21 protein-coding genes are annotated in these 25,067 nt (G+C 66.6%); 8 read left to right on the forward strand and 13 right to left on the reverse strand.

All coding sequences use genetic code 11. The features are described from left to right. Window positions 1-17: 17 nt before the first annotated feature. On the forward strand, window positions 18-944 hold the full coding sequence (locus ACQ4MJ_RS02925; protein ID WP_121420828.1) for a LysR family transcriptional regulator: 927 nt from the start codon (window positions 18-20) through the stop codon (window positions 942-944). A 37-nt stretch (window positions 945-981) separates the two neighbouring features. Here ACQ4MJ_RS02925 and ACQ4MJ_RS02930 read toward each other — a convergent pair whose 3' ends face one another. After that, window positions 982-2,199, reverse strand: a complete 1,218-nt coding sequence (locus ACQ4MJ_RS02930; protein ID WP_431150166.1) for a D-amino acid dehydrogenase — start codon at window positions 2,197-2,199, stop codon at window positions 982-984. A gap of 317 nt (window positions 2,200-2,516) precedes the next feature. On the opposite strand from ACQ4MJ_RS02930, the gene ACQ4MJ_RS02935 reads away from it, so the two are divergent. The 3 genes from ACQ4MJ_RS02935 (at window position 2,517) to ACQ4MJ_RS02945 (ending at window position 5,260) form a co-directional block, all read left to right on the forward strand. Beyond that, window positions 2,517-3,407 carry an amino acid ABC transporter substrate-binding protein gene (locus ACQ4MJ_RS02935; protein ID WP_121420826.1) on the forward strand — a complete coding sequence of 297 codons (891 nt, stop codon included), beginning with the start codon at window positions 2,517-2,519 and terminating at the stop codon, window positions 3,405-3,407. A gap of 12 nt (window positions 3,408-3,419) precedes the next feature. Then, the gene (locus ACQ4MJ_RS02940) at window positions 3,420-4,196 is read left to right on the forward strand and encodes an aspartate/glutamate racemase family protein (protein WP_055401531.1); all 777 of its coding nucleotides are present in this window, start codon (window positions 3,420-3,422) and stop codon (window positions 4,194-4,196) included. Between the two features lie 101 nt (window positions 4,197-4,297). Further along, window positions 4,298-5,260 (forward strand): amino acid ABC transporter substrate-binding protein, encoded by a 963-nt coding sequence (locus ACQ4MJ_RS02945; RefSeq protein WP_431150164.1) that lies wholly within the window; start codon window positions 4,298-4,300, stop codon window positions 5,258-5,260. A gap of 25 nt (window positions 5,261-5,285) precedes the next feature. On the opposite strand, the gene ACQ4MJ_RS02950 is transcribed toward ACQ4MJ_RS02945, so the two are convergent. Then, window positions 5,286-6,176 (reverse strand): NAD-dependent epimerase/dehydratase family protein, encoded by an 891-nt coding sequence (locus tag ACQ4MJ_RS02950; protein ID WP_121422815.1) that lies wholly within the window; start codon window positions 6,174-6,176, stop codon window positions 5,286-5,288. A 110-nt stretch (window positions 6,177-6,286) separates the two neighbouring features. After that, on the reverse strand, window positions 6,287-8,680 hold the full coding sequence (locus ACQ4MJ_RS02955) for a PAS-domain containing protein (protein WP_431150162.1): 2,394 nt from the start codon (window positions 8,678-8,680) through the stop codon (window positions 6,287-6,289). 150 nt (window positions 8,681-8,830) lie between these two features. On the opposite strand from ACQ4MJ_RS02955, the gene ACQ4MJ_RS02960 reads away from it, so the two are divergent. From ACQ4MJ_RS02960 to arsA, 3 genes are all read left to right on the forward strand, one after another. After that, complete coding sequence (locus ACQ4MJ_RS02960) at window positions 8,831-9,727, forward strand: dienelactone hydrolase family protein (RefSeq protein ID WP_228896651.1); 897 nt, start codon at window positions 8,831-8,833, stop codon at window positions 9,725-9,727. A gap of 286 nt (window positions 9,728-10,013) precedes the next feature. Further along, window positions 10,014-10,850 carry a ZIP family metal transporter gene (locus ACQ4MJ_RS02965; RefSeq protein ID WP_431150159.1) on the forward strand — a complete coding sequence of 279 codons (837 nt, stop codon included), beginning with the start codon at window positions 10,014-10,016 and terminating at the stop codon, window positions 10,848-10,850. A gap of 52 nt (window positions 10,851-10,902) precedes the next feature. Further along, the gene (gene arsA, locus ACQ4MJ_RS02970) at window positions 10,903-12,720 is read left to right on the forward strand and encodes an arsenical pump-driving ATPase (protein WP_431150158.1); all 1,818 of its coding nucleotides are present in this window, start codon (window positions 10,903-10,905) and stop codon (window positions 12,718-12,720) included. A gap of 135 nt (window positions 12,721-12,855) precedes the next feature. Here the strand turns inward: arsA and ACQ4MJ_RS02975 are convergent, their stop codons facing one another. Beyond that, entirely contained in the window at window positions 12,856-13,464 is a 609-nt protein-coding gene (locus tag ACQ4MJ_RS02975) for a hypothetical protein (RefSeq protein ID WP_055400597.1), read from the reverse strand. A gap of 42 nt (window positions 13,465-13,506) precedes the next feature. Continuing rightward, window positions 13,507-15,633, reverse strand: a complete 2,127-nt coding sequence (locus tag ACQ4MJ_RS02980) for a catalase (RefSeq protein WP_431150156.1) — start codon at window positions 15,631-15,633, stop codon at window positions 13,507-13,509. Window positions 15,634-15,859: 226 nt separating this feature from the next. On the opposite strand from ACQ4MJ_RS02980, the gene ACQ4MJ_RS02985 reads away from it, so the two are divergent. After that, window positions 15,860-17,326, forward strand: coding sequence for a rhomboid family intramembrane serine protease (locus tag ACQ4MJ_RS02985; protein ID WP_431150153.1), 1,467 nt, complete (start codon window positions 15,860-15,862; stop codon window positions 17,324-17,326). A 138-nt stretch (window positions 17,327-17,464) separates the two neighbouring features. Here the strand turns inward: ACQ4MJ_RS02985 and ACQ4MJ_RS02990 are convergent, their stop codons facing one another. The 8 genes from ACQ4MJ_RS02990 to ACQ4MJ_RS03025 all read right to left on the reverse strand — a co-directional run bounded on the left by ACQ4MJ_RS02990 (window position 17,465) and on the right by ACQ4MJ_RS03025 (window position 25,051). Then, on the reverse strand, window positions 17,465-18,211 hold the full coding sequence (locus ACQ4MJ_RS02990) for a cupredoxin domain-containing protein (protein ID WP_199726968.1): 747 nt from the start codon (window positions 18,209-18,211) through the stop codon (window positions 17,465-17,467). A gap of 10 nt (window positions 18,212-18,221) precedes the next feature. Beyond that, window positions 18,222-18,680 carry a group I truncated hemoglobin gene (locus ACQ4MJ_RS02995; protein WP_431150152.1) on the reverse strand — a complete coding sequence of 153 codons (459 nt, stop codon included), beginning with the start codon at window positions 18,678-18,680 and terminating at the stop codon, window positions 18,222-18,224. 12 nt (window positions 18,681-18,692) lie between these two features. After that, a complete protein-coding gene (locus tag ACQ4MJ_RS03000) occupies window positions 18,693-19,625 on the reverse strand; it encodes a DUF3034 family protein (RefSeq protein WP_431150151.1) in 933 nt (310 codons plus the stop codon). Between the two features lie 124 nt (window positions 19,626-19,749). After that, window positions 19,750-21,042: a HupE/UreJ family protein gene (locus tag ACQ4MJ_RS03005; RefSeq protein ID WP_431150149.1), complete on the reverse strand. Its 1,293-nt coding sequence runs from the start codon at window positions 21,040-21,042 to the stop codon at window positions 19,750-19,752. After that, a complete protein-coding gene (locus ACQ4MJ_RS03010) occupies window positions 21,042-22,184 on the reverse strand; it encodes a hypothetical protein (protein WP_431150147.1) in 1,143 nt (380 codons plus the stop codon). Before ACQ4MJ_RS03010 ends, ACQ4MJ_RS03005 begins: the two co-directional genes overlap by 1 nt. 97 nt (window positions 22,185-22,281) lie before the next feature. Then, window positions 22,282-22,533 (reverse strand): hypothetical protein, encoded by a 252-nt coding sequence (locus ACQ4MJ_RS03015; protein ID WP_121505711.1) that lies wholly within the window; start codon window positions 22,531-22,533, stop codon window positions 22,282-22,284. 17 nt (window positions 22,534-22,550) lie between these two features. Next, entirely contained in the window at window positions 22,551-24,104 is a 1,554-nt protein-coding gene (locus tag ACQ4MJ_RS03020) for a DUF4331 domain-containing protein (protein WP_431150144.1), read from the reverse strand. A 155-nt stretch (window positions 24,105-24,259) separates the two neighbouring features. After that, window positions 24,260-25,051, reverse strand: coding sequence for an anti-sigma factor (locus ACQ4MJ_RS03025; protein ID WP_121420811.1), 792 nt, complete (start codon window positions 25,049-25,051; stop codon window positions 24,260-24,262). Window positions 25,052-25,067 lie beyond the last annotated feature (16 nt).

Raw genomic sequence — 25,067 nt, forward strand, 5'->3', positions numbered from 1 at the left:
CCTTGCATTGTTAGCCCATGCGCCTTCGCCACATAGAAGTTTTCAACGCCGTCATGCTCACCGGCAGCGTGAGTGCGGCGGCCCGCCTCATCAATGTCACCCAGCCAGCGGTCAGCCGCATCCTGGCGCATGCCGAGCTGCAGCTGGGCTTTCCGCTGTTCCATCGCCTCAAGGGCAAGTTGGTGCCCACCACCGAGGCGCAGACGCTGTACCCGCACATCGAGCGTTTGTTCACCCAGCTCGATGATGTGCAGCGCCTGGCCAACAGCTTGAAGGGCGACCAGCGCGAGGGCGAGTTGCACATCCTGAGCGTGCTGGCACTGAGCTACGAGGTGCTACCGCGCGCGCTGCGGTTCTTTCGGCAGAAGCATCCGGATGTGAAGGTCACCATCGACGCGCTCCATTCTCCGCAGATCGTGTCGGCCTTGGTGCTGCAGGAGGCCGATGTGGGCTTTGTGTTCAGCGCCATCGCCCACCCTGCGCTCACGCAGGAGCACCTGGCCGATGGCCGCATGGTGTGTGTGGCGCCCAAGGGCATGCTGGGTGCAGCGCTGGTGGATGCGGGCGTGGCGCACCTGGCCGATCTGGCCGACACGCCCGTGGTGCGGCTGGATGTGCGCGACCCTATCGGCACGGTGGTCAGCCATGCCTGCCGTGAGGCTGGTGTAGGCCTGCAAACGGCGATCACGGTGCAGACCTACCACGCCGCGCTGGCCCTGGCGCACCACGGCCATGCGGTGGCGGTGGTGGACACCTGCACGGCTGCTTCGGCCGACCGCAGCAAGGTGGATGTGCTGGCGCTGGCGCCGCACATTGCCGTGCCCATCAAGTCATTGCGCACTGTGAACCGGCCCAGTTCGCTGCTGGCCAGCGCCATGACGCAGTGCATGCGCCAAGCGGTGGCCGAGACGCTGGAGTCCGTGGGTCTGCGGGAGGCCGAATAGCGCCGTGTGGGGAGGGCTGTCGCCCTCTCGCTGGTGCTCAGGCTGTCGGCACCACCAGCTCGGCCACCTGCGCTGCCGTCCCAAACGCCAGCGTAAAGCCCAGTGCACCGTGGCCTGTGTTCAGCAGCAAGTTGTCTGGGGCGTGGGTGTGCCTTCCCACCAGCGGCACGCCCGTGGGGGTGGCAGGGCGCATGCCGGTCCAGGGGCGCAGTTCGCTAAAGTCGCTGCAGCCGGGGAACAGCGCGCGGGTGGCCTCGCACAGGCTCTGGATGCGCGCGGGGGGGATGTGGTCGTCGTGCCCCACAAGCTCGGCCATGCCGGCCACGCGCAGGCGCTGGCCGATGCGTGCAAAGACCACCTTGCGCGCAGCATCGGTCACGTTCACGCGGGGCGCTGCTCCGGCAGCGTCCGTTGTATCCAGTGTGACGCTGTAGCCCTTGAGCGGGTAGATGGGCAGGCGAAAGCCCATGGTCTTTGCCGCCTGGTGGCTGGCGCTCCCCAGAGCCAGCACAAATTGCTGCGCCTCGATGGCGCCCGCGCTGGTCTGGACGGCTGCAATGCGCCGCGCATGGTGCACAAAGCCCTCCACGCGCGTGCCCAGCACAAAGCGCACCCCGCGTGCCGCCAGCAGCCGCTGCAGTCCCTGGCACACCGCCAGGCAATCGGCCGCGCATTCGCTGGGGGTGTAGATGGCGCCTGCAATGCTGCGGTGGTAGTGCTGCAGCGCGGGCTCGATCTCCACACAGCGCTGGGGCGAGACGGCTTCCTGCTCGCTGCCCCAGGCGCGCTGCAGTTCCATCTGCTGCTGCGCTGCGGCGAGGCCCGCAGGGGTGCTGTACAGCACGAGCTTGCCAGTGTTGGAGAAATTGCAGTCCAGCTGCTCGGCCTGCAGCATGGCTTCAAAACCTTGGCGGCTGAGTGCGGCCAGGGCCAGCAGGTGTTGGGTGCTGCGCTCGGACGTGCGCCGGTTGCAGGCCCGCAAAAACTCCAGGCCCCAGCGCCACTGGTGCACGTCCCACTGCGGGCGCATCTTGAGCGGCGAGCGGGGCGACAGCAGCAGTTCGGGCAACTGGTGCCACAGGCCGGCATTGGCCAGGGGCTGCACATAGCTGTAGCTCAATTGCGCGCCATTGCCGCCGCTGGCGCCAGCACCGGGCTGGGCCTGGTCGATCACGGTCACCTGCATGCCGCGCTGGTGGAGCTCATAGGCGGTGGCCAGGCCCACGATGCCCGCGCCGAGGACACATACCTGCATCTTGTGTGTTCTATGTTGTTGGTTGACTGAAAGTCAATGTAGGGTGAGGGCGGGCCTTTGAACAATGCCAATGCCATGCGCAGCCATGCCGGGAAGTTATGCGTGTGCACCGATGGAAGGCACACATCACGGAACAGCCGCGCGGAATGGGAAAAATGGCACTTGGATGGTGCGGCGGTGTGCACCAGATCGGCGGCATAACTTTTGGTCATGACGTACCCGTGCAAATGAATTGTTCAAGTGTGGCGCGAATTTTTACAGTGCCCCTGCGTTTCGATTTTTCAACCGTCCACCTGATTTTTCGCAAAGGGATTCCCATGAAGCTCTCCGCCGTCACCTCCGCCGCCATCGTGCTCACCGGCCTGCTGGCCAGCACCATGGCCAGTGCCGACACCCTCAAGAAGGTTGCCGAGTCGGGCAAGATCACGCTGGCCTACCGCGAGTCATCGGTGCCCTTCAGCTACCTCTCGGGCCCCGGTGCCCCGGTGGGCTTTGCGGTGGACATCTCGAACGCGGTGGTCGATGCCGTGAAGAAGCGTGTGAACAACCCCGCCCTCAAGGTGGAACTGCAGGCGGTGACATCGCAGAACCGTATTCCGCTGCTGACCAACGGCACCATCGACCTCGAGTGCGGATCGACCACCAACAACACGGCGCGGGGCAAGGATGTGCAATTTGCCATCAACTACTTCTACACCGGCACGCGCCTGCTGACCAAGAAGACATCGGGCGTCAAGAACTACGCAGACCTGGCCAAGAAGAAGGTGGCCAGCACCTCGGGCACCACCAATGCACAGGTGATTCGCAAGTACAACCGCGACAACAACCTCGACATGGACATCGTGCTGGGCAAGGACCATGACGACTCCGTGTTGCTGGTGGAAACGGGACGGGCGGAAGCGTTTGCGATGGATGACATCCTGCTGTTCGGCCTGATGGGCAACCAGCGCAACCCGGCCGATTGGACGGTGGTGGGTGATTCGCTGCAGGTGGAGCCCTATGCCTGCATGCTGCGCAAGGATGACCCGCAGTTCCAGGCGCTGGTCAACGGCGTGATCGGCGGGATGATGAAGTCGGGCGAATTCGAAAAGCTCTACACCAAGTGGTTCATGTCGCCCGTGCCACCGCGCAACCAGAACCTGAACCTGGCCATGAGCAAGGAGCTGCGCGAGAACCTGGTGGCCCAAAGCGACAAGCCCGCACAGTAAGCCGGAGCGCGCATGTCTTTAGTGTCTGCAAGCCACCCCCACGCCCCGCAGGTGGTGGGGATTCTGGGCGGGATGGGCCCGGCCGCCGGGGCTGACTTTGTGCGCCTGTTCGTGCAGGCCTGCACCGACCGCATGGAGGTGCTGGGCATTCCGGTGCACGACCAGGCCTACCCCGAGCACTGGCTGGCGCAGGTGCCCATACCGGACCGCACGGCCGCGCTGAACGACACGCGCCCCGGCGCGCACCAGCCCGCAGACCCCATGCTGCAGGCCACCGGGCGGCTGGCTGCGCTGGGCGCGCGAGTGGTGGCGATTGCCTGCAACACGGCCCATGCCTGGCACGGCATCCTGCAGCAGCGGTTTCCACAGATGGTGGTCTTGCACGGCGTGCAGGAGGTGGTAGCCGAGCTGTCGGCGCGCAAGGTGCAGGGCGTGGGGCTACTGGCCACACGCGGCGCCTACGACGCCGGCCTGTACCAGCGTGAGCTGGAGCGTGCGCGCATCGCCTGCTTTGTACCCGACGACCATGAGCGCGAGCAGTTGATGCAGGGAATCTACGACGGCGTGAAGGCGGGCAACTATCCGCTGGCGCGACAGCGCTTTGAGGCCGTGTCGATTGCGCTGCAGGAGCGCTACGGCGTGTCCACGCTGATCATGGGCTGCACCGAGATTCCCCTGGCGCTGGCGGAGCACCCCCGGCTCGAAGGGCTCTCGCTGGTGAATCCCTCGGTGGTGCTGGCCTCGGCCCTGGCCCGGCATGCCTACTGGCACATCCATCCTGCGGGCTGAGCCCAGCGCACTGCCGTCGGCTTGGTGAGCGGCCGAATCCTTTTTCTTGCCATGTCCTCAGTCTGCCTGGGGTGGCGACTTCTTGATTGAAGGTGAACACCATGACAGTTGCGACGGTCGGAAAAAGGCTGGGCGGGAGCATGAGCGCGGCCGTGCTTGCGCTTGCGTTCGGCATGGCGGGTGGCGGCAAGGTGCTGGCACAGGCGGCGGCACCATCGCAGGCGGCGCCGTCGTCACCATCCCTGGGGAAGACGCTGCAACGCATCCAGTCCAGCGGCGTGGTGGTCATCGGCCACCGCGAATCGTCCATGCCGATGTCCTATGTGGCCCACGGAACACCCATGGGTTACAGCGTGGATGTTTGTCTGCAAGTTGCGCAGGCGCTGGGGCGCCATCTCAAGCTGCGCGAGACCAAGGTGGCCTACCGCCTGGTCACTTCCAGCAGCCGCTTCGATGCCATCGAAAAAGGCGAGGTGGACCTGGAATGTGGCTCCACCACCAACACGGCAGCGCGCCGTGAGCGCGTGGCATTCACCATTGCGCATTTCATTGCCTCGTCGCGCATCGTGGTGCAAAGCGACAAGCCTTATTCCCGCATCGAAGACCTGGATGGCAAGACACTCGCATCCACAGCGGGCACCACCAACATTGATTCGCTGGCGCGCGAGGCTGCCACCAAGTCGGTGCGCGTGCGCATCGAGCCCGCCAAGGACCACGCCGAAGGCTTCGGCTGGGTGGTGAGCGGCAAGGTCGAAGGCTTTGCGATGGACGACGTGCTGCTCTACGGCCTGCGCGCCAGCCACACCAAGCCGCAGGACCTGAAGGTCATCGGCAAGCCCATGACCATCGAGCCTTATGCCGTGGCGTTTGAGCGCAACAACCCCGAACTCAAGGCCGTGGTGGATGCCGAGCTGCGCCGTTTGATCCAGACCCGCGAGCTGCACCGCCTGTATGACAAGTGGTTCACTCAGCCGATTCCCCCCCAAGGCATCAACCTGGGCATGCGCATGCCGCACCTGCTGGTGGATTCGCTCAAGTACCCGTCGGACTACGTGCCGCAGTAGGCACGGTGGCGCGCGGGGTGGGCCTTCAACGCCAGGCCGTAGCCACCAGCTGGCTGTAATGCACGCCTTTGCGCCCCAGCAACTGCTCGAACACGGCCGGATTGCCCACGTTGTCGCTGCCCAGCATGCTCAGGGTTTCGGTGCACCAGGGCACGCTGGGCACCGCATCGCCCATGCGGGCGCTGAGCTGCGTCAGCGCGTCGGGCAGGCGCAGCACGCGGGCGGGGCCGTGGCCCTGTTGTTGCCGCAGGCTGGCGACGAAATCTCCCATGGTCAGCGCTTCCGGCCCCGGACATTCAATGAGGCCCTGGGTGGCCATGGCTGGGCCCAGCAGGGCAACGATGGCAGCGGCCAGGTCGTGCACCGACACGGGCTGCACGCGCGCCGTGAGCATCGGGCCGGGGAACAGCGCCACGGGCAGGCGGGCCAGATTCATGAACAGGGCGCTGCTGTCGCCGCCTTTGCCAAACACCACGCTGGGCCGCAGGATGGCGGGGTTCAGGGCGCCCCGCGCGGCCAGGGCCTGCAAATGCACGTCGGCCGCGCGCTTGGTGCTGGCGTAGCGCGTGGTGCTGCCCTCAATGCCCAGCGCCGAGATGTGCACCACCCGCCTCACACCCGCCTGAGCACAGGCGTTGAACAAGGCCACGGGGGTGTGCTGGTGGACGGCGTCGATAGGGCGTGCGCTGCTGTCGCGCAGCACGCCCACAGCGTTGACGACGGCGTCGATCCCCGCCAGGCGTGGCAGCCACGCATCGGGCGTGGTGTCGCGGGCAAAGTCTATGGGGATCTGCAGCGGCTGCGCGGTGCGCTGGCGGGGCGAAACCCCGCCGTGCACCGTGTGCCCTGCGCGGGTCAGTGCCGCTGCCACGGTGTGGCCAATGAATCCGGTGGAGCCGGTCAGCAGGATGTGCATCAACAGTGCCTTTGAAAGGAAAAGAAGGTCATCGGCGGGTGCGGGTTCTTGGAGCGGTGCACGAAAAAAAACGCTGAGTGCTCCGCTGCTGCCAGCGGCGCCGGGCCTGTTCATGCGCCCGGGTCAAACACCTCAAAGCGGTTGCGGCCCCCATACTTGGCGCGGTACAGGGCTGCATCGGCCGCCTGCACCAGTGTGTCAGACCCGGCCTCCGGGCGTGGGACCACACTCGCAATGCCCATGCTGAACGTGATGATGGGCGCCGTGGGGGAGCGGGGGTGGGCCAGGGCGGCCTCCCGCAGGCTGTCCATGCAGCGCTGTGCCACGGTCACGGCCTCGGGCAACGGCACGTCGGGCAGCAGCAGCACAAACTCTTCGCCGCCATAGCGTGCGGCCACTTCGTCTGCACGGCGGATGGTGGCTTGCAGCAGCTGGGCCACGCGGCGCAGGCATTCGTCGCCGGCCAGGTGGCCGTAGTGGTCGTTGTAGAGCTTGAAGTGGTCGATGTCGATCAGGATGACGGTCAGCGGCAGGCCGTGCCTGCCGCAGCGCATCCATTCCGTGGCCAGCCGGTCGTCAAAACGGCGCCGGTTGCCGATGCCGGTGACACCGTCGGTGGTGGACAGCAGCGCCAGCTTGGCGTTGGCGGCGGCCAGCTCCTGCTCCTTGCGCACCAGCTGGGTCACGTCGGTGCGCACACCGGCAATGCCGCCCTGGGGGGTGCGGCGTTCGTCGGCCTGTACCCACCGGCCGTCGGTCAGGTGCTGCAAAACGGACTGGATGGCGGCCTGGTGGTCGGCCACACGTTGGGCCAGCCAGGCCTCTTCGTTGCCCACTGCGTCCAGGTACTGCCCGCGCTCAACGCCGTAGCGGGCAATTTGCTCAAAGGTGCTACCGGGCAAGATCATGGGTGCCGAGATGGGGTACAGCCGTCGGTACTGCGCGTTGCACACCACCAGCCGGTCGTCGGCATCGAACAGCGCAAACCCCTCGGGCAGCGATTCGATGGCGTCCTGCAGCAGTTGCCGCGCCTGCTGGGCTTCGTCCTGCGCCGCTTCGAGTGCCTGGCGCTGCTCGATAAGGTCGGTGATGTCCAGGCGCACCGCCACCACATAGTTTTCAGGGGTGCGGGTTTCGTAAATGTTGATCCAGCGCCCATCGGCCAGCCGCTGCACCAGGTTGGACGTGCGGCTGCCGTGCTCTGACAGGCGCTCGGCAATCCAGGTTTCCTCGCGGCCGTTGGCAGAGGGGACCAGCCCCCGCTGCACCGAATACCGCAGGATGTCGGCAAAGCTTTTGCCCAGATGCTCTGCGTAGTTCATGTGGGGGTACATGCGCGAGAGCTGCTGGTTAAATAGCACCAGCCGGTCCTGCTCGTCAAAGATCTCGATGCTGACGGGCAGGGCCTCCACCGCGCGCTCCAGCAACTGGCGCATGCGCTGGCTTTCCTGGCGGGCTTCCTCTGCCTTTTGGCGCTGCTCGATCAGGTCGCTGATGTCCAGCCGCACCACCACGGTCATGCCCGAGGGGGTGCGGCTTTCGTGCATGTGCATCCATGCACCATTGGGGTAGTGGCGCACCTCGGGGCCAGGGCGGTGGCCGCGCAGGGCCAGTTCGTGGGCCAGCCACAGCTCTTCCTGGCCGCGCGCTTCTTCGGGAATGCCGTGCTGGAGGCCTTCACGCAGCAGTTCTTCATAGGTCTTGCCCAGCGATGTCTGCACGGGCAGGTGCGGGCGCAGGTTGGCCATGAAGTTGTTGCACAGCACCAGCCGGTCGTTCTCGTCATAGATATCGAGGCCGGCGGGCATGGCGTCCACCGCCTCGTGCAGGCGGCGCTCTGCGCGTTCGGCGTCGGCCAGCGCCTGTTTCAGCGCGCGTTCCTTGTGCACGGTGTCGGTGATGTCGGTGCGCAGCACCACCACGCCGCCACCGTCGAGCGTGCGCTCGGTCAGCTGCATCCAGCGGTCGCCCCGAACCTCCTGCACTTCGGGGCCGCACGGTGATCGGTGGCGTTCCATGCGGCCCGCCAGCCAGGTTTCCAGGTCTGGTCGCGCGTCCCGGATCTCGCCCGAAGCGGCGGCCCGGCGCAGTACGTCTTCAAACCGTGTCCCATAGTCCACCGCCATCGTGATGCCCGGGGCCACCTCGCGGTAGCGTGTGTTGCACAGCACCAGGCGGTCGTCCGCGTCGTAGATGGCCAGGCCGTCGGGCAGGATGTCGAGCGTGGCCGACAGCTGTGCGCTGGCCTGCTGGGCTGCCTGCTGCGCAGCCTCTGCCGCCACCTGGCAGCGCTGCGCACGCCGTGCAAGCTGCCAGTGCAGGCCGGCCATGGCCCACAGCGCCAGCCCGGCAGCCACCAGCGCCGCGCGCACTGGCGCCTCCAGCACATGGCTGGCCAGCGCCCAGGCCAGCAGCCCCAGCCCACCGATGCCGCAGACCCCACACACGACCGCCGTCAGCAGAGCCGGAGGTTCTTCGCGCGCTGGCGGTGGAGCAGGGGGCATGGTTGGTAGGTCCCAGGTTCGCAGAAAGTCTAGCAGTGCGCCCCTGTTTGCGGTACCGGCAAATGCGGCAAGGCTCCAAACCGCCTAGACTGCGGCTTCCGCCCGTTACCGCCCTTGTTGGCCCCCTCTTCTTTCACCCTGGAGAAACCGATGCTCACTGAAGACCTCCACTCCGACGCACGCGCGCTTTTGCCTGGCCGCACCACCGAGGCGGGCGCCACCCGACGCACGGCGCTACAGACCGCCCTTGGCCTGGGCTATGCAGCGGCAGCCGCACCCATCATGGCGCAGACGGCCATCGCCACGCCCAGCGACGGCCTGACGGCCGGGGAGGTGAGTTTTACCGTCAACGGCTTCAAGGTGCCCGCCTACCGCGCGGCACCGGCCGGCAAGACGGGCCTGCCCGTGGTGCTGGTGATCCAGGAGATTTTTGGCGTGCACGAGTACATCGCAGACACCTGCCGCCGCTTTGCCAAGGCAGGCTACCTGGCCATTGCGCCCCAGCTGTATGCGCGCCAGGGCGACCCGTCGCAGTACACCGACATTGCCAAGCTCATGGCCGAAGTGGTCTCCAAGGTGCCTGACGCCCAGGTGATGGCCGACCTCGATGGTGCGGTGCAATGGGCCACTGCCAACGGCGGCGATGCCGCGCGCATGGGCATCACCGGCTTTTGCTGGGGCGGCCGCATCACCTGGCTGTACGCAGCCCATGGCCCCGTGAAAGCGGGCGTGGCCTGGTACGGCAGGCTGGTGGGCCAGGCCAGCGAGCTCACGCCCAAGCACCCTGTGGAAATCGCCCCCATCCTCAAGGCCCCCGTGCTGGGCCTGTATGGCGAAAAAGATACCGGAATACCCCTTGACACGGTTGATAAGATGAAAGCTGCCCTGGCCAGTGGCTCGCCGCAGGCCAAGGCATCGGAATTTGTGGTGTACCCCGACGCGCCCCACGCCTTCCATGCCGACTACCGCGCGAGCTACCGCAAGGAAGCCGCCGAAGACGGCTGGAAGCGGGCGCTGGCCTGGTTCAAGACGCACGGCGTAGTCTGAGAGGCTGAGAGTCTTTTGCCTATGCCCGCCTTGCGCGCCAAAGCACCGCTGCTCGTCGTTGCAAATGCTCGCCATAGCCCGAGCTATGGCTGCGCTTTGCGCCTCGATCAGCTGCGTTTTGACGCACCTTTCGGGCTCGGGCAAAAAACTCTCAGCCTCTGAGCCGGTACCCTGCAATCCGCCCGCAGCCGCCCCCTCACCGGGGCGGCTTTTTTAATCTCGCGTCCGGGGCGTGGGATTTGAACGAAAATAAGCTCTGTGGCTTATCTATAAAGCGTAAGAAGCTATGACTTTAGTAGCAATCATCTTGGCCACGCTGGCTGCGGGCATTGGCAGCGTGTGGCTGGCCGCACTGCTGATGCGGCTGGGCCTGGGCGGGCGCACCGACAGCGTGGGCCCCCAGCACCTGCTGAGCCTGGCGGCGGGCGCCCTGCTGGCCACGGCCTTCATGCATCTGCTGCCCGAGGCGTTCGAGAGCCAGGCGGGCGCTCACGACCTGTTTGCCACCTTGCTGGTGGGCGTGGTGTTTTTCTTCTTGCTGGACAAGGCCGAGCTGTGGCACCACGGGCATGAGCACAGCCACGCACAGCCCTCCACCCACGGCCACGTCCATGCAGACCACGATCACGCCCATGACCACGGCCATGTGCACCACCATCACCACGGGCCGCGCTCTGGCGGATGGGCGGTGCTCACGGGCGACAGCGTGCATTGTTTTGGCGACGGCATCCTGATCGCCTCGGCCTTCATGGCCGACATCCGCCTGGGCGTGATTGCCGCCGTGTCCGTGTTGGCGCACGAGGTGCCGCACCACATGGGCGACCTGGTGGTGCTGCGCCAGACCAGCCCCAACCGCCGCATGGCGCTGGTCAAGGTGTCGCTGGCGGGCGCCGTGACGGCGCTGGGCGGCGTGGTGGGCTACTTCCTGGTGGGGCAGCTGCAGGACTTCTTGCCCTACTTCCTGGCCGTGGCGTCGAGCAGTTTTGTGTATGTGGCGCTGGCCGACCTGATTCCCCAGCTGCAAAAGCGCCTCACGGCGCGCGAAACCATTGCGCAGATCGCCTGGCTGATTGCGGGCATGGTGATCGTGACGCTGGTGAGCGGGGCGGCGCACGCACACTGACGCCCTTGACCTGGCTCAAGGCCGCGCCAGGTGGTTGTGCCATTCTGGTGAGATGACCTCCACACACGCCGCCCCCGCCACCCTGGGCCTGCTCGCCCAGCCCACGCGTTTTCTGTTTTTTACGGGCAAGGGCGGTGTGGGCAAGACCTCGCTGTCCACGGCTGCGGCCATTGCCCTGGCGGATGCTGGTCGGCAGGTGCTGCTGGTCAGCACCGATGCAGCCTCCAACCTCGATGAAATGCTGGGCGTGCCGCTGTCCAACCAGCCGGTGGCCGTGCCCGGGGTGCCGGGGCTGCACATGCTCAACATCGACCCCGACACGGCCGCCGAGGCCTACCGCCAGCGTGTGCTGGCGCAGCTGGAGTCGACGGCCACCAGCGACGAACGCGCGACGGTGCGCGAGCAACTCTCGGGCGCCTGCACCACCGAGATCGCGGCGTTCGACGAATTTGCAGCGCTGCTGGCCAGCGAGGGCAGCGCCATCGGCCACGTGTTCGACCATGTGGTGTTCGACACGGCCCCCACCGGCCACACGCTGCGCCTGCTGAGCTTGCCCAAGGCCTGGACCGGATTCCTGGCGGGCAATGACCGGGGCGCCTCTTGCCTGGGGCCGCACTCGGGCCTGAAGATGCAGGAGGCGCGCTTCAACGCCGCCCTGGCCGCGCTGAGCGACCCGGCCCTGACCACCGTGGTGCTCGTCACCCGCCCCGACCCCCGTCCCATGCAGGAGGCCGCGCGCACCGCGCTGGAGCTGCGCGCCCTGGGCCTGGCCAACCAGCGCCTGGCCATCAACGGCGTCTTCCATGCCAGCCAGCCGGGGCATGACACCGTGGCCGATGCCATCGAGGCCCTGGGCCGTCAGGCCATGGACCAGATGCCGGATGCGCTGGCGCACCTGCCCCGCGACGAGGTGCCGCTGCGCGCCTTCGACACCGTGGGTTTGCCTGCGCTGAGGGCCTTGCTGGCGGGTGGCGCGGTGCCATTGAGCGCGCCCTCTGCCGTTGTCGGCGCGTCGTTGCAGGCCGAACCCCTCTCGTCCCTGGCCGATGCACTGGCCGCCAAGGGCCACGGCCTCATCATGGTGATGGGCAAGGGCGGCGTGGGCAAGACCACCATCGCTGCCGCGCTGGCCGTGGGCCTGGTGCAGCGCGGGCACAGCGTCCACCTCACCACCACCGACCCGGCAGCCCATGTGCAAAGCCAGCTCGACGGCAGCCTGCCGGGTCTGAAAGTGGGGCGTATCGACCCGCAGGCCGAAACCCAGGCGTACATCGACAAGATCATGGCCACGCGCGGCAAGGCCCTGGACGACGCGGGCCGCGCCCTGCTGCTGGAAGACCTGCAATCGCCCTGCACCGAAGAGGTGGCCGTGTTCCATGCCTTCAGCCGAGTGGTCAACGAAGCGCGCAGCGCCTTTGTGGTGCTGGACACGGCGCCCACCGGCCACAGCCTGCTGCTGATGGATGCCACCGGCGCCTACCACCGGCAGATGACGCAGCAGTACGAAGGCAGCGCAAACTCCAAACACATCATCACCCCGCTCATGCGCCTGCAGGACGCTGACATGACCCATGTGGTCATCGTCACGCTGCCCGAAGTCACCCCCGTGAGCCAGGCGGCAGCGCTGCAGGACGACCTGCGCCGCGCCCACATCGAGCCCTGGGCCTGGGTCATCAACAAAAGCGTGGCGGCCACGGGCACCAGCGACCCGCTGCTGCAGGCCCGCCTGGTGGGCGAGCAACAGCAGGCCGCGCGCATTGCCAACGGCCTGGCGCAGCGCACTTATGTGCTGCCCTGGCTGGCTACGCCGCCGGTGGGGGTGGCTGCACTGGGCCAACTGGCGTCGGCGCCCCCAGCCACGATCCGTTGAGGCAAACAGGAATAGGGAATGGGGGGCAAGTGCCAAAGAAAAATAGCTGCCAGCGCTTATCAGTAAAGCGCAAGCAGCTATATCTTTAATAGCGAATGCCGGGCGGTGTGCCACCGCCTTGCGGCATCGCCGAGGTCAGAGCATGGTTTCGCGCTGTTGCTCGGCGCGCGATGCGCCAATGGCGGTTTCCACGTTCTTGACCTCTTCGGGAGGGGGCAGCACGGCAGGCAGGCCCAGCGCCTCCAGGGCCAGCTCGCGGCACCAGCCCTTGGTGTGGTACAGGTGGTGGTCCTCGTCTTTTTCCACCGCCTTGTGGGCCGATTTCAACGTCTGGCCCACGTCGCCCGTGGCCACCTCGGCCACCTTGCCCAGCAGCTCCCAATTGGCGTGGTCTTTCGTCTCGGCGTGCACTACGCATTCACAGGCCACCAACTGGGCGGCGGCGGGGTTGCCCCCCTGTTTGGCCAGCAGCATGGCCTTGACCAGGGATTCGCCGATGTGTTTGACCACCGCCCGACTGGGCGACTGCGCATCGGGGTCCAGCCCCAGGGTGTCGCACAGGCTGCGCACCACATCCTGGTGGGTCAAGGTTTCTTCCAGATAGCTTTCCCATTCCTTCTTGAGATCGGGGTTCACGGCACAGGTGAGCGCGGTGCGGTACACCTGCTCGCCGCCGAGTTCGGTTTCCATCATCTGGAGCACAAGATCATCAAGCTGGTGGCTGTCATAGTGGGCTTTGGGCATGGTTTCTCCTTGGGTGGTGGGGTTGGGAACGGGATGGATGCGTCATGCGAGGGTGCGGACCTTGGGTTCGCGCTCCCACTGGCGGGTCTGTGCGGCGGCGATGAAGCCCTGCGCGTCGGCGGGGTCCACCACGCCTGCGTCGGGCTCGATGCCACCGGCTTGCAGGATGGCCTGGGTGCCCTTGCAGGCGGCAATCGCCTTGAGGTGGCCGAACGCGTCGCGGAACCAGTCCACGGCGGCGGCCTCTTTGGCCAGCAGTGCGCCCATGTCGGGCGACAGGATGGAGGCCACAGCGTCAAACACAACCGATGGCGTGCCTTGCAGCTGTCCGTCGGCGGGCAACAGCGTGCCGTCTTTCAGCACGGCTCCGCCCACCTTGGGCGACACGATCTTGACGGTGGCGCCCACCTTCTCCAGCGCCTTGCGCAGGTTGGCCACCGTGTTGCCGTTGGAGCCGTCGGCCACCAGGATGCCGATGCAGCGCCCCTGCAGCGTGGGCTTCATGCGGTCGATGATGCGCAGCGCGGGTGAAGGGGGCAGGTCCTGCACTGGCTCGGCGGCAGTCGGGGCGGGGGGCAGCGCCTGCATGCCCAGGCCGTCGGCTACACGCTGGGCGAGGTCGGTGTCTACATGCTGCAGGTGGCCCACCACGGCTTCACGCACATGCACGGTGGCTACCTTGGACAGCTCGAATACCAAGGCCGACGCCATGTGGGCCTGCTCCAGCGGGCTCTGGCTGCGAAAGAACATGCGCGCCTGGCTGTAGTGGTCGGCAAAACTCTCGGGGCGGATACGGCCTTTTCCTCGGCCATCGCCGTCGTCGGCCTGAGCGAAGTGGCGGAAGCCTTGTGCCAGTGAGGCGCGTGGCGTGTCACCCTGCAGGCTGCTGGGTTCGTAGGCAACGCGGCCCTTGGGCACCTGCATCTGCATGTGACCGTCGCGCTGCATGTTGTGGAACGGGCACTTGGGCGCATTGATGGGGATCTGCGTGAAGTTGGGCCCGCCCAGGCGGGACAGCTGCGTGTCCAGGTACGAGAACAGGCGGCCCTGCAGCAGCGGGTCGTTGCTGAAGTCGATGCCAGGCGGCACGTTGGCGGGGCAAAACGCCACCTGCTCGGTTTCTGCAAAGAAGTTGTCGGGCCAGCGGTTGAGCACCATGCGGCCAACAGGCTGCAGGGGCACCAGTTCTTCGGGGATGAGCTTGGTGGGGTCCAGGTGGTCGAACGGGAAGCGCTCGGCGTCTTCTTCGGTGAAGAGCTGCACCGACAGCTCCCATTCCGGGAAGTCGCCCGCCTCGATGGCTTCGAACAGGTCGCGCCGGTGGAAGTCGTTGTCGGCCGATTGCAGCTTGACGGCTTCGTCCCACACCGTGGACTGGATGCCCAGCTTGGGACGCCAGTGGAACTTCACGAACGTGCTGTCGCCCGCAGCATTGACGAGCCGGAAGCTGTGCACGCCAAACCCCTCCATCATGCGCAGGCTGCGCGGGATGGTGCGGTCGCTCATGGCCCACATGATCATGTGCATGGTTTCGGGCATCAGCGAGACAAAGTCCCAGAAGGTGTCGTGCGCACTGGCCGCCTGGGGGAACGCGCGGTCGGGTTCCATCTTCACCGCGTGCACCAGGTCCGGGAACTTCATCGCATCCTGGATGAAGAACACGGGGATGTTGTTGCCTACCAGGTCCCAGTTGCCTTCGGGCGTGTAGAACTTGACGGCAAAGCCGCGCACGTCACGCGGTGTGTCCACAGATCCCGCGCCGCCTGCCACGGTCGAGAAGCGCGTGAACACGGGCGTCTGCACGCCCACTTCCGTCAGCACCTTGGCGGTGGTGTATTGCTTGAGCGAATGCGTGAGTTCAAAGAAACCGTGGGCTGCCGAGCCGCGCGCATGCACGATGCGCTCGGGGATGCGCTCGTGGTCAAAGTGCGTGATCTTCTCGCGCAGGATGAAGTCTTCGAGCAGCGTGGGGCCGCGTGGCGACGGGCGCAGGGAATTCTGGTTGTCTGCCACCGGGATGCCCTGCTGCGTGGTCAGCACCGGGTGCTTGCCCCCGGCTTGCTGCTGCAACTCGCCTGCGTTGCCGCGAAAGGTGTCTGACTGGGTGGAAGAGGGCAGGGCAGACGGCGATTTTTTTGCCGCGCCGCGCGAAGTGGGGGTTTGGGCCATGGGCGCTCCTGGGGGTTCTGGGTAATGAAACAAGACCAACCAACATCGTTGGACCCCCGTGCTTTTCGAGGAGTAGGACGCCGCCCCATCCGGGCGTCGTCGTCGTCAGGCAATGGCCCGTTGCCTGTGCGCTAAAGCCTCTCGGTGTTTGCTACGCTTGCGCCCATCCTGCAGGGCCCATTGCCTTGTGGCGCGACCCTCTCCTTTGCCCTTGCCAGACTGATCCATGTTCTACGCCATCCCCCTCGAAAACCGGCCCACCTGGCGCAACCCGCCCTGGATGACGGTGCTGCTGATCCTGGTGAATATGCTCGTGTTCTGGGGCCCGCAGCGCTCGGAAGAAAAGGCGCAGGACCGGGCGGCCGCCTTCTACGTGGCCAGCCCGTTGCCCGCCATCGAAGTCCCGCGTTTTGTGGCCTGGCTGGAAGAGACCGGCGACAAGCACCTCAAAGAGGCCCGCGCCCTGCAAAAGGCGGGCGACCATCGCATGCTGTTGCGCTGGATGGAGCAGGAAGACGGCTTTCAGCAGCGGCTGAAAAGCCCGCGCTTTGTGCCACCCGAAGACCCGCAGTACACCGACTGGAAGGCCGCGCGCACTCAGTACGAAGCCCGGATGCCAGCCCCCTTCACCCGCAAGTGGGCGCAGAACTTTGAAAAAGACGCGGAGTTGCGCCCCGTCACCTGGCTCACGGCCACCTTCTTGCACGGCAGCACCGGGCACCTCATCGGCAACATGGTGTTTTTGTTTCTGTTCGGCTTTTCGGTGGAGCTGGCACTGGGCCGGGGCTGGTACCTGGCGTTTTACCTGCTGGGTGGCCTGGGCGGCTCGCTGCTGGCGGGCTGGGCCTATGCGGGCATGGGCAGCTACGGCCTGGGCGCTTCGGGCGCCGTGTCGGCCCTGATGGGCATGTACGCGGTGCTGTACCGGCTGCGGCGCGTGCGGTTTTTCTACCAGCTGTTTTTCTACTTCAACTACGTGACCGCACCGGCGTTGCTGCTGTTGCCCGCGTGGATTGCCAACGAGTTGCTGCAGCACTGGCTGAGCGGAAAGGGCGTGGCCTACATGGCCCACCTGGGCGGGCTGGTGACCGGCGCATCGCTGATGGCGCTGGCCATGCTGCTGCGCAAGAAACCGATGGAAGTGCCGGTGACGCAGGACGCCGCGCCCGACGACGGCTTTGACGCCCATGTGGCCAACGCCCAGCGCCTGGCGCAGGGCATGAAGTTCGAACAGGCCCTGGCCCAGTGGCGCGCTGCGGCCAAGCTGCGCCCGCAAGACCAGGCGGTGCTCAGCGCCTGGTTCAAAACGGCATCGCTGTGGCCCGACGGCGAAGACTTCCACCGCGCCGCGCGCCGCATCTTTCGCTTGCACGCCCACGACGAGCAGACGCTGCAGTTTCAGCACGCCAGCTACCGCACGTATTTTGAAAAGGCCAAGCCCGGTGCTCGTTTGCAGCCGGACGACATGGCCCGCCTCTCACGCCGCTTTGCGCGTGCGCAGCAATGGGGCGATGCCGAAAAGCTGTTCAACGCCTTGCACAAAACCGCCCCCACGCACCCCGAGCTGGGCGACACGCTGGGCATGCTGGTGTCGGCCTTGTGCCATGCGGGGCGGCGCGAGCAGGCGGCTGCTTTGGGACCGCAGCTGAAGCAGCTGGCGCCGGGGAGTGCGGCGCTGCGTGGCCTGGGGTGAGGACTGTTGTGGGTAAATTTGGTGCTGGCGCTTATTGAGTAGGCGCAAGCAGCTATTAAATTGGTAGCAATTTTCGAAATCGCATTGCTAATTTCTATCGGTTGGGCTGAGCTGGTCGGAGCCTGATCCACCGGCCCATCAATGCCGATGCGCCACCTGCTGCAGATGCCCGGCAGGCCCCTGGCTGTATCCCCCCATCGGCCCTCCAGGCGCAGTGGGAGGCGCAGCCGGTGGCGCCCGCCGCACGCGCGGCACCACGCTCAACTGCACGGTGTCCAGCACCGGCCCCGGCACCACGTTCAGTGCCTTGCGCGGCAAATCAATCAACTGCTCGGCATGCCACACCCGCACCTGCGCGGCACCATCCGGCACGCCCGCAAAGCGGGCAATGCCATCGGCATCGGTCTTCAGCGTCCAGCCCGAATCCGTCACAAACACATGGCCGCGCATGGAGCCGTGCAGGTGGCATGACAACAGCACCACCCCCGGCGTATCGAGCTTGACCTCAAAGGAGTTTGCAGGCTTGCCGTCGGCCTTGCCCGCCAGGCGCAGTTCAAAACCGCTGTTGGCTGTGCCCGCCGCAGCCGCCAGGCCCGCCGCCGCACCGCGCACGTGGTGGTCCCAGCGGTCCTGGTTGGTAAAGCGCACCGTGGCACCGGGCTCGACCACCGTGACGGCGGGCACAAAACGCATCTTTTCCTGCTCGATGGTGGGGTTGGCCTGCAGCAGGCTGGGCGATGTGCCGCCCGTGCCACCGGGGTACACCACCACCACGGCTTCGGGCACGGGCTTGCCGTCGCGGTCCAGCACCTGGATCTGAACATTTCCGGCGCTAGCGCTTGCCCACAAAGCGCTAGCAGCTACAAAAATCATAGTATTTTTCATAGGTACATTCTCAGCGGATGGTGATCACATCGCGGTGCATGGGCGCCAGCAAGGCCAGCAGGCGGTTTTGCTGTGCGAACGGTATGCCCTGGGCATCCATGGCGCTTTGCAGCACCTCCACCAGGGCGTTGAAGTGGCCCTTGGTGATGTCCATGTCGGCATGGGCTGATTTCATGTCAGCGCCTTCATATTTGCAAGGGCCACCGCTGAGCTGGCAGATCTGGTCGGTCAGGCTTTCCTTGAGCGCGGCGGGTTTGGTGTCCTTGAAGTGGCCGCCGATGCGTGGGTCCACCACCAGACGGTTCACAAAATCGTCCATCAGGCGCGTGATGCCGGGCTTTTCACCCAGGGCCTGGTAGAGGCCTGCCGGGGCCGTGGCCTTGGCGGCGCCGGTCTGGGCCAACGCTGGCTGGGCCAGCAGGCCGGCCAGGGCGAGTGCAAGGGCAATGAGGGTTTTGGGGTGGGTCATGGAAAAGTCTCTTCAGAAAGCGACCTGGGCCGACAGGTAGTAGCCCGTCTGGCGGCGGTGGTTGGTGATGCCCGGCACGATGCGGCCTAGGTCTACATAGGCCAGCGTCAGTGACAGGTTCTTGCTGGGCGCCCAGGCGATGAAGATGTCTTTCCAGTCGTCCTCGCGCAACGCGGCGCCCAGGCCGGCGGCGGCGCCCAGCGCCTGCAGGTTGTTGGGTTTGAAGCGGACTTCGGCGCCCACCGCCAGGTTCTTGTTGATGAGGTACGCCACCGAGAACTCGGGCTGCAGGCTGCGGCGGTTCTTGCCGGGTGCGGCAGCGCCAAAGCCCAGCAGGCCGTTCTGGTTGGCGTTGGTGGAGCGCAGCGTGCCGTTGACCAGCAGGCTCTGCGCCAGCAGCAGCTTGGTGGCGCTTACATACACGTCGGTGCCGCTGGTTTGGGTGCCCAGAAAGTCGAGCACCGACCCGATGGAGCCAGGGCGCACGCGCTTGTGCTCCAGCCCCACGGCGATCTGCGGCATCCAGCTGTCGGCGTTCAGCACAGCATCGCCTGCCACCTTGACCTTGATGCCCACGATATCCATCTGGATGTGCTGCCCGGGGGTCACGCCAAACGGCGCAATGCCATTGAGCGCGATGGCGGGTGATGCGTCAAAGTCCTGCCGCGCCAGCGACAGCTCCACCCGGTCATGCAAACCGACCGCAACACCGTAGCCATTGAGGCCGAAGTCCTGCGTGGCGGCGCGCGTGGCGTAGCCGGAAAAGCCCACCTCGCCTTCGGTGGCGTTGCTGCCGATCACCGCCCAGGGGGTGAGCCCGCCACCGGCCGACCCGGCGATGGTGCTGACGCCCCCTGTGAGCAGCAGTTTGCCGGTGTCGGCATGGGCCACGGTGGCGGCCAAGGCAAGCGTGGCGGACACCGCAAGCCAGCGTGGATTCTTCATGGGGTCGCTCCTGGGTTGTAAATAAATGCTACACCGATGGAGGTACGTCAGGGCGCCTCCAGCGGATGCATATTCCAGAGCGCTGCCGAGGGTCTTTGAACCACGCCGCCGCTGGCGCGGTGGCTCAGCCCGAAAAAGCGATCCGCTGCACCGTCCAGTACAGCGACAACACCAGCAGCGCCGCCGAGCCCCCCCGCACCACCACCGTGCGGTAAAGCGCCCAACGCGCCAGCACCAAGGATGCGGCACACCACAGGGCCACCACCAGGAGTTGCCCCGCCTCGACCCCCAGGTTGAACCCCGCCAACGCCCACACCAGCGAGCTGCCTGAAATCCCTGCCTCCACCAGCACCCCCGAGAAGCCGAGGCCGTGGATCAGGCCAAAGCCCAGCGCCAGCCAGTGGCCCCGCAGGCCCCGGACGGGGAACAGATTCAGCAGCGCCGAGATACCAATGCTGATCGCAATGGCAGGTTCCACCCAATTGCCCGACACCGTCACCCAGCCCAGGCCCGCCAGTGCCAGCGTGACCGAGTGGCCCAAGGTAAAGAGCGTGACGGTGAGCAAAAGCGTCTTCAGCCCGGTACGGGGATCCAGAGCGTCAGTCTTGCGGGACGCAGGCAGCTGCTTTGTCATCGGTTGCGGGCTGCGAAGCAGAGGCTGTCGCACCAGCGAAATGGGCAACAACAGCGCCAGCAAAAAGGCCAGGTGGTCATAGCCTTGCAGAATGTGGTGCACCCCTTCGGCCACAAATTGCAGCAGTGTTGCCATACCACTGCGTGGGGATGCGAGCTCTTCGGCGTCTGCACCTCCAGCCCCTTGCGCACCTGGCTCCCCTTGGGATGCGACACCGCTGCCTGCGGACCGCAGGTCGGTGCTGGCGCGCCCATCGGGGGCCAGCACGGCCGCCAGCGGCTGGCCGCTGAGCACACCGCCCACCAGCAGGCGGTGCGTGGGGTCGATGCCCTGCATCAGCCCGTAGCGCAGGGTGACCGCCTGGGCGGGCGCACAGGGGAGCGTGGCAGCCAGTTGCGCGTAACGGCCATCGGTGCGCTGCTCCAGTGCTTCAAAGCGCCAGGCGGGGGCCGTCGCCGTTCCATCGCACTGCCACAACATGCCCTGGCCCACCCACTGGGCCATGGCGGGCAGGGACTGCCGCACCTCCCCCCAGGTGAGCTGGCGGTCGCCATCGGCATCGAGCTGCTCCAGCGCGGCGTCCACATCCTTCAACGCCACCGACAGCACCAGGCCCACCGATACGCCCGCCCCTGCAGCGCCCTCGGGCGCCGGGGCATCCGCCACCCGCAGGTAGGCGTCGCTGGCCTTGTGGGCCCGTGCGCTGGGCACCAGCGCCGCGGCAAGCAACACGACCGCCACCATGGCCCGCAGGGGGGCCGTTATCCAGTGTTCGCAGCGCATCATTGGCCTCCCCGGGGTTGCCAGCGCGCCAGGCGCACGTCCTGCAGCCCGGTTTGCAGGAGGGCCTGCCGCACCGCCTGGTGGGCGGCAGCGTCGCCCGATTGTTCAGAGGTCTGCAGTGCAAGCCACCAGTCGAGTGGCTCTTTTTGCAGGGCAAGGTTGGTGCGGGCCGCCATCCATGCGGCGGCGGGTTGCCCGTGCAACCACAACGCCAACAGGGCGCGCTCACGGGCATGGGCATCCAGCCCCTCACCGCGCGCCGCGATGGCGGCAAACCGCGCTTCCAGGTCGCGCGCCAGGGGCTGCCACGCGGCGTCCCCCATCAGCCGCAGGGCCTGTGCGCGCCGCAGCAGCACGGCATCGCTGTCGGGCTGGTGCCTGAGTACCTCCAGCGCGGCGCTCGCACGGTTGCGGCGCAGCAGCTGGTCGGCATAGGCCAGCGCGGTGTAGCCGTCGGGGGCATCGGCCAGGCTGCGGCGGTAGGCAGCGTCGGCGGCATCATCGCGCCCTGCGCGCTCTTCGCTTTCGGCCAGCAGCGACCCGATCCAGGCCCGCTGGGAGGCATCCCCCGCAGCCTGCTGCCACAGGGCGGTGAGACCGCTGCGCGCAGCATCGTGCTGACCTTGAAGTGAACGGGTTTCAAGCAGGCAGGCGGTGGCATACAGCGTGGCGCCGTAGCGCGCCACGTTGCGACAGGCGGCCTCGGCGGCCTCATAGCGCGCGGCCACACGCTCCAGCGTGGCCAGCGTGAGCCAGCCCTGCACCTGCGCGGGGTTGGCCTGCAAGGCACGCTCCAGCGTGGCGCGCGCTGCTGCAAATTCATGGCGCCCTTGTTCCACGGTGGCCTGCAACACCAGCAGATCGGCGGGGGCATCGGCCTGGCCCCACCAGCGTGCCAGGGCCGCTTGAGCCCGGCCCAGGTAACGCGGGTCCGCCGTCTCGCGTGACAAGCTGATCCAGCGCCGGGCGATGGCGGCGGCGGCCTGGGGGGTGGCGGGAGCTGCACTCACACGCTCGGGCAGGCGCTCGACCACATCGGCATCCAGGCCGGGGGGCAAGTCCTGCGGCAAGGCAGCCAGGGCCGTGCCAGCCCAGAACATCAGGTGCAGGGCCGCGCACACAAGGTGAGAAGGTTTCTTCATGGGCTCGTGATAACAAGGGGTATGGGAGGAGGCAAACTCACCCACGGACGCTCCTGGCTACGCCCATTCAGGGCGCAGCCAGGGGCATCGCGGAAGGTCAGAGCCGCGAATCGGGCTCTTCGGTCTCGGTGCTGGACAGCACCAACTGGTCCACCGCCTGAGGCTCGGTGTTGTCCGATGCGCCGCTGGCCACAATCGGCTGCACGTATGCGAACGCGTTCACCATCACGGGGCCCCCATTGCCAGGGTCTGCCGTGTTGTCACCGCCTCCGCCCCCGCCGCAACCGGTGATGGCCAATGCCGCCACCGAGGTGAGCGCCAGGTGCTGAATCCGAAGGTTCTTTTGCATGGTGTGGCTCCTTCGGATCAGAAGTTCTTGGCACCGGGCAGCGGTGGGTTCACGTAGGGGAAGGCTGTGCGGTAGTCGGTGGCTTTCGTGCGCGAGCCATCGACAAATGCAACGCCTCCTGCCGGGGCGTCACCGGGCTTGCAGCCCACCTTGAGTGCGTCCGAGGCACCGGTCACCGTGCACAGCGCACCCATGGCCACACGCAGGGAGACGTCCACCACATCGTCGCCCAGGCGGCGCCCGTTGGGGAAGCCTGCCGCATCGCCGGCGACCACGCCCAGGGAGCTTTGTGCAGCCACTGGCGTGGCTGCAATGCTGGTGTTCAGGCGCAGCATTTCGGCCAGGGGCCCGCCTGCGCCCAGGCCGGTGATGTTTCCGGGGCGGTTCACCGTGGGCAGGCCCGTGAGGAAGGCCGTCATCAAATCCGTGCGCGGGAAGTTGGTGGGGGCCTTGGCGCCAAACAGCGTCTCTACCAGCGCGGGCAGCGTGGGGTGTGTCACATAGTCCGCAAAGTTGGCGGCATCGTCCTTGGGCTTGGACGCGTTGAACTTGTCCTTGTCTTTCAGGCCGATCACCACCTCATTGACCAGCGGCATGCCCAGGCGCGAGACCTGCGTCCATGCGCCACCGGCCTTCTCGCTGGCCTGCAGGCCCGAGTCCGGCTTGCCGTTGAGCAGGCGGGCCTGGCGCAGGCTGGCAGTGGTCCAGCCGCCAATGACCTTCTCGCCCGATGCAGCCGTGAGGCAACTGGTGGGCACTTCCACGGACAGCGAGGTCACGTTCTTGTCGGCAATCTGGCCGGCACCGAAGGCCGCTGCATTCGACTCGCTGGTGATGACCGCAGCGGGCGCATTCACCAGGTCAAAGATGGTGCCCAGCGACACGGGGAACGGGTCCTGCCGCTGGCCCACAAACACCTTGCCGGGCGTGGAGCAGCCGGGGATGTTGATGCCATACACATATTTGCCGGCATAGGCGTCGTAGGCAGCGGCATTGCCCAGGGATTTTTCTCCGATGTAATCGATGGGCTTGGTGAAGGTGGTGCCCCCGCCAGCCATGCTGATCTGCTCGCGCTTGCCGGTGCGGCGGTCACCGCGCACGATGAACATCTCGTACTCTTCGCGGTAGGCCAGCGGGTCGGCCGCCGCGCCGCTGATGCCACCGGCGTTGCGCAGCGGGATCGCTACCTTCTTGCGGGCACCGTCAGGGCCGATGTCGAGGGTGATGCCGTTGCCACCGTTGTTCAGCGTGTTTTTGAAGCGGAACTGGAAGGTGATGTCCTCCGCCGCGTCGCCGTTGTTGTCGATGTGGATCTCATACAGCGCATTCGGGTCCAGGCTGAAGTAGTTGGGGCCGCCATAGGCATCCTGCAGCGGCAGGTAGTTGGCGATCATGGTGACAAAGCCCGCGCGGCCCGGTTCGTAGCTGTTGAACAGGTAGAAATCGGCGCCGTCAACCTTGGGCTGGGTCGTGATGAACGGTGCTTCGCGGTGGCTGGACGCCAGGCTGACGCCCGCTGCGCTGGCCGCCAGGGCAGCCAGCACGGCCAGACTGATTCTTCTCAATGGCATGGAGATCTCCTCGTAGGTGGATAGAGAGGTGACAAGCACCCCACCACCTATACGGCGAAGAGAACCCTCTGGATTCAGCGGCTGCGACGATTCTTTGTGGGAGGCGTCCCGCCGCCCCACGCGGCAATCCCATGCAGCAGCCCGCTGCGTGCCGTTCAAGTGGCCTTGCGGATCAGTGCACCCTTGAACAGCACCGGCCCGGTCGGGCCTGTGGCGCTGGGTACGCCGCCCAGCGGCTCCAGGCTGATGGCCAGTGTGGGCACTTCCTTCACATCACCTTCCTGGGCCACCAGCTTGAGCAGCTTGTCGTGCCCCAGCACACCGAGCGAGCGTGGGCCCTGGCCGGGTGGCAGCGCCCACAGTTGCAGCGACTTGTCCGCCCCCTCCTGAAAGCCGCCCACGCGCTGCAGCACCAGCTGGTTGTTCTTGGGGTCGAAGGTGACCAGCATCGACGCGTCCGCCTTGTCGTCGGCCAGCACGGCCACGTACTGGATCTGGGGTGTGGCCTGCAGTTGCTGCTGCAGCGTGGCAATCTGCGCGCCGGTGGTGGCACGCAGGCCACCATTGACCTGCACGCCGACCACCACGGCAGCCAGTGTGGCGATGGCCCCCGCAGCGGCAGCACCGCGCCACACCAGCAGGTTGCGCCACCAGCCACCGGGGGCCGCAGCCGCCGGGGGCACACGCGCAGCCTGCATGGCCGCCGCAGCCTTGTCGGCCTGCACGAGGTTGTCGATGCGGGTCCACACGGCGGGGGCGGGGTCGATGGCAGGTTGCAGCTCGGTCAGGCCCGACCAGCGGGTCTGCCACACCAGGGCGGCGGCGCGCACGGTGGCGTGTTCGCGTGCCAGTGTTTCAAAGCGGCGGCGGGCGCCGCCGCGCAGCGTGCCCAGGGCATAGCTGGCGGCCAGGCGGTCGAGCAGGTCGGGGTGTTGGGTGATGTTCATGGTGGACCTTCCGTGC

This window comes from Acidovorax facilis (genome assembly GCF_050626955.1).
In the GTDB taxonomy this organism is placed as follows: Bacteria; Pseudomonadota; Gammaproteobacteria; order Burkholderiales; family Burkholderiaceae_C; genus Acidovorax; species Acidovorax facilis.

What these genes read in the sequence shown, in the direction of transcription:
- ACQ4MJ_RS03005 (WP_431150149.1), bottom strand. Translation starts at nt 21,042, where the DNA reads ATGCGCTGCGAACACTGGATAACGGCCCCCCTGCGGGCCATGGTGGCG.
- ACQ4MJ_RS03020 (WP_431150144.1), bottom strand. Translation starts at nt 24,104, where the DNA reads ATGCCATTGAGAAGAATCAGTCTGGCCGTGCTGGCTGCCCTGGCGGCC.
- ACQ4MJ_RS02945 (WP_431150164.1), top strand. Translation starts at nt 4,298, where the DNA reads ATGACAGTTGCGACGGTCGGAAAAAGGCTGGGCGGGAGCATGAGCGCG.
- ACQ4MJ_RS03000 (WP_431150151.1), bottom strand. Translation starts at nt 19,625, where the DNA reads ATGAAGAATCCACGCTGGCTTGCGGTGTCCGCCACGCTTGCCTTGGCC.
- ACQ4MJ_RS02965 (WP_431150159.1), top strand. Translation starts at nt 10,014, where the DNA reads ATGACTTTAGTAGCAATCATCTTGGCCACGCTGGCTGCGGGCATTGGC.
- ACQ4MJ_RS02930 (WP_431150166.1), bottom strand. Translation starts at nt 2,199, where the DNA reads ATGCAGGTATGTGTCCTCGGCGCGGGCATCGTGGGCCTGGCCACCGCC.
- ACQ4MJ_RS02995 (WP_431150152.1), bottom strand. Translation starts at nt 18,680, where the DNA reads ATGACCCACCCCAAAACCCTCATTGCCCTTGCACTCGCCCTGGCCGGC.
- ACQ4MJ_RS03010 (WP_431150147.1), bottom strand. Translation starts at nt 22,184, where the DNA reads ATGAAGAAACCTTCTCACCTTGTGTGCGCGGCCCTGCACCTGATGTTC.
- ACQ4MJ_RS02990 (WP_199726968.1), bottom strand. Translation starts at nt 18,211, where the DNA reads ATGAAAAATACTATGATTTTTGTAGCTGCTAGCGCTTTGTGGGCAAGC.
- ACQ4MJ_RS02940 (WP_055401531.1), top strand. Translation starts at nt 3,420, where the DNA reads ATGTCTTTAGTGTCTGCAAGCCACCCCCACGCCCCGCAGGTGGTGGGG.
- ACQ4MJ_RS03015 (WP_121505711.1), bottom strand. Translation starts at nt 22,533, where the DNA reads ATGCAAAAGAACCTTCGGATTCAGCACCTGGCGCTCACCTCGGTGGCG.
- ACQ4MJ_RS02985 (WP_431150153.1), top strand. Translation starts at nt 15,860, where the DNA reads ATGTTCTACGCCATCCCCCTCGAAAACCGGCCCACCTGGCGCAACCCG.
- ACQ4MJ_RS02975 (WP_055400597.1), bottom strand. Translation starts at nt 13,464, where the DNA reads ATGCCCAAAGCCCACTATGACAGCCACCAGCTTGATGATCTTGTGCTC.
- ACQ4MJ_RS02935 (WP_121420826.1), top strand. Translation starts at nt 2,517, where the DNA reads ATGAAGCTCTCCGCCGTCACCTCCGCCGCCATCGTGCTCACCGGCCTG.
- ACQ4MJ_RS03025 (WP_121420811.1), bottom strand. Translation starts at nt 25,051, where the DNA reads ATGAACATCACCCAACACCCCGACCTGCTCGACCGCCTGGCCGCCAGC.
- ACQ4MJ_RS02950 (WP_121422815.1), bottom strand. Translation starts at nt 6,176, where the DNA reads ATGCACATCCTGCTGACCGGCTCCACCGGATTCATTGGCCACACCGTG.
- ACQ4MJ_RS02955 (WP_431150162.1), bottom strand. Translation starts at nt 8,680, where the DNA reads ATGCCCCCTGCTCCACCGCCAGCGCGCGAAGAACCTCCGGCTCTGCTG.
- ACQ4MJ_RS02925 (WP_121420828.1), top strand. Translation starts at nt 18, where the DNA reads ATGCGCCTTCGCCACATAGAAGTTTTCAACGCCGTCATGCTCACCGGC.
- arsA (WP_431150158.1), top strand. Translation starts at nt 10,903, where the DNA reads ATGACCTCCACACACGCCGCCCCCGCCACCCTGGGCCTGCTCGCCCAG.
- ACQ4MJ_RS02980 (WP_431150156.1), bottom strand. Translation starts at nt 15,633, where the DNA reads ATGGCCCAAACCCCCACTTCGCGCGGCGCGGCAAAAAAATCGCCGTCT.
- ACQ4MJ_RS02960 (WP_228896651.1), top strand. Translation starts at nt 8,831, where the DNA reads ATGCTCACTGAAGACCTCCACTCCGACGCACGCGCGCTTTTGCCTGGC.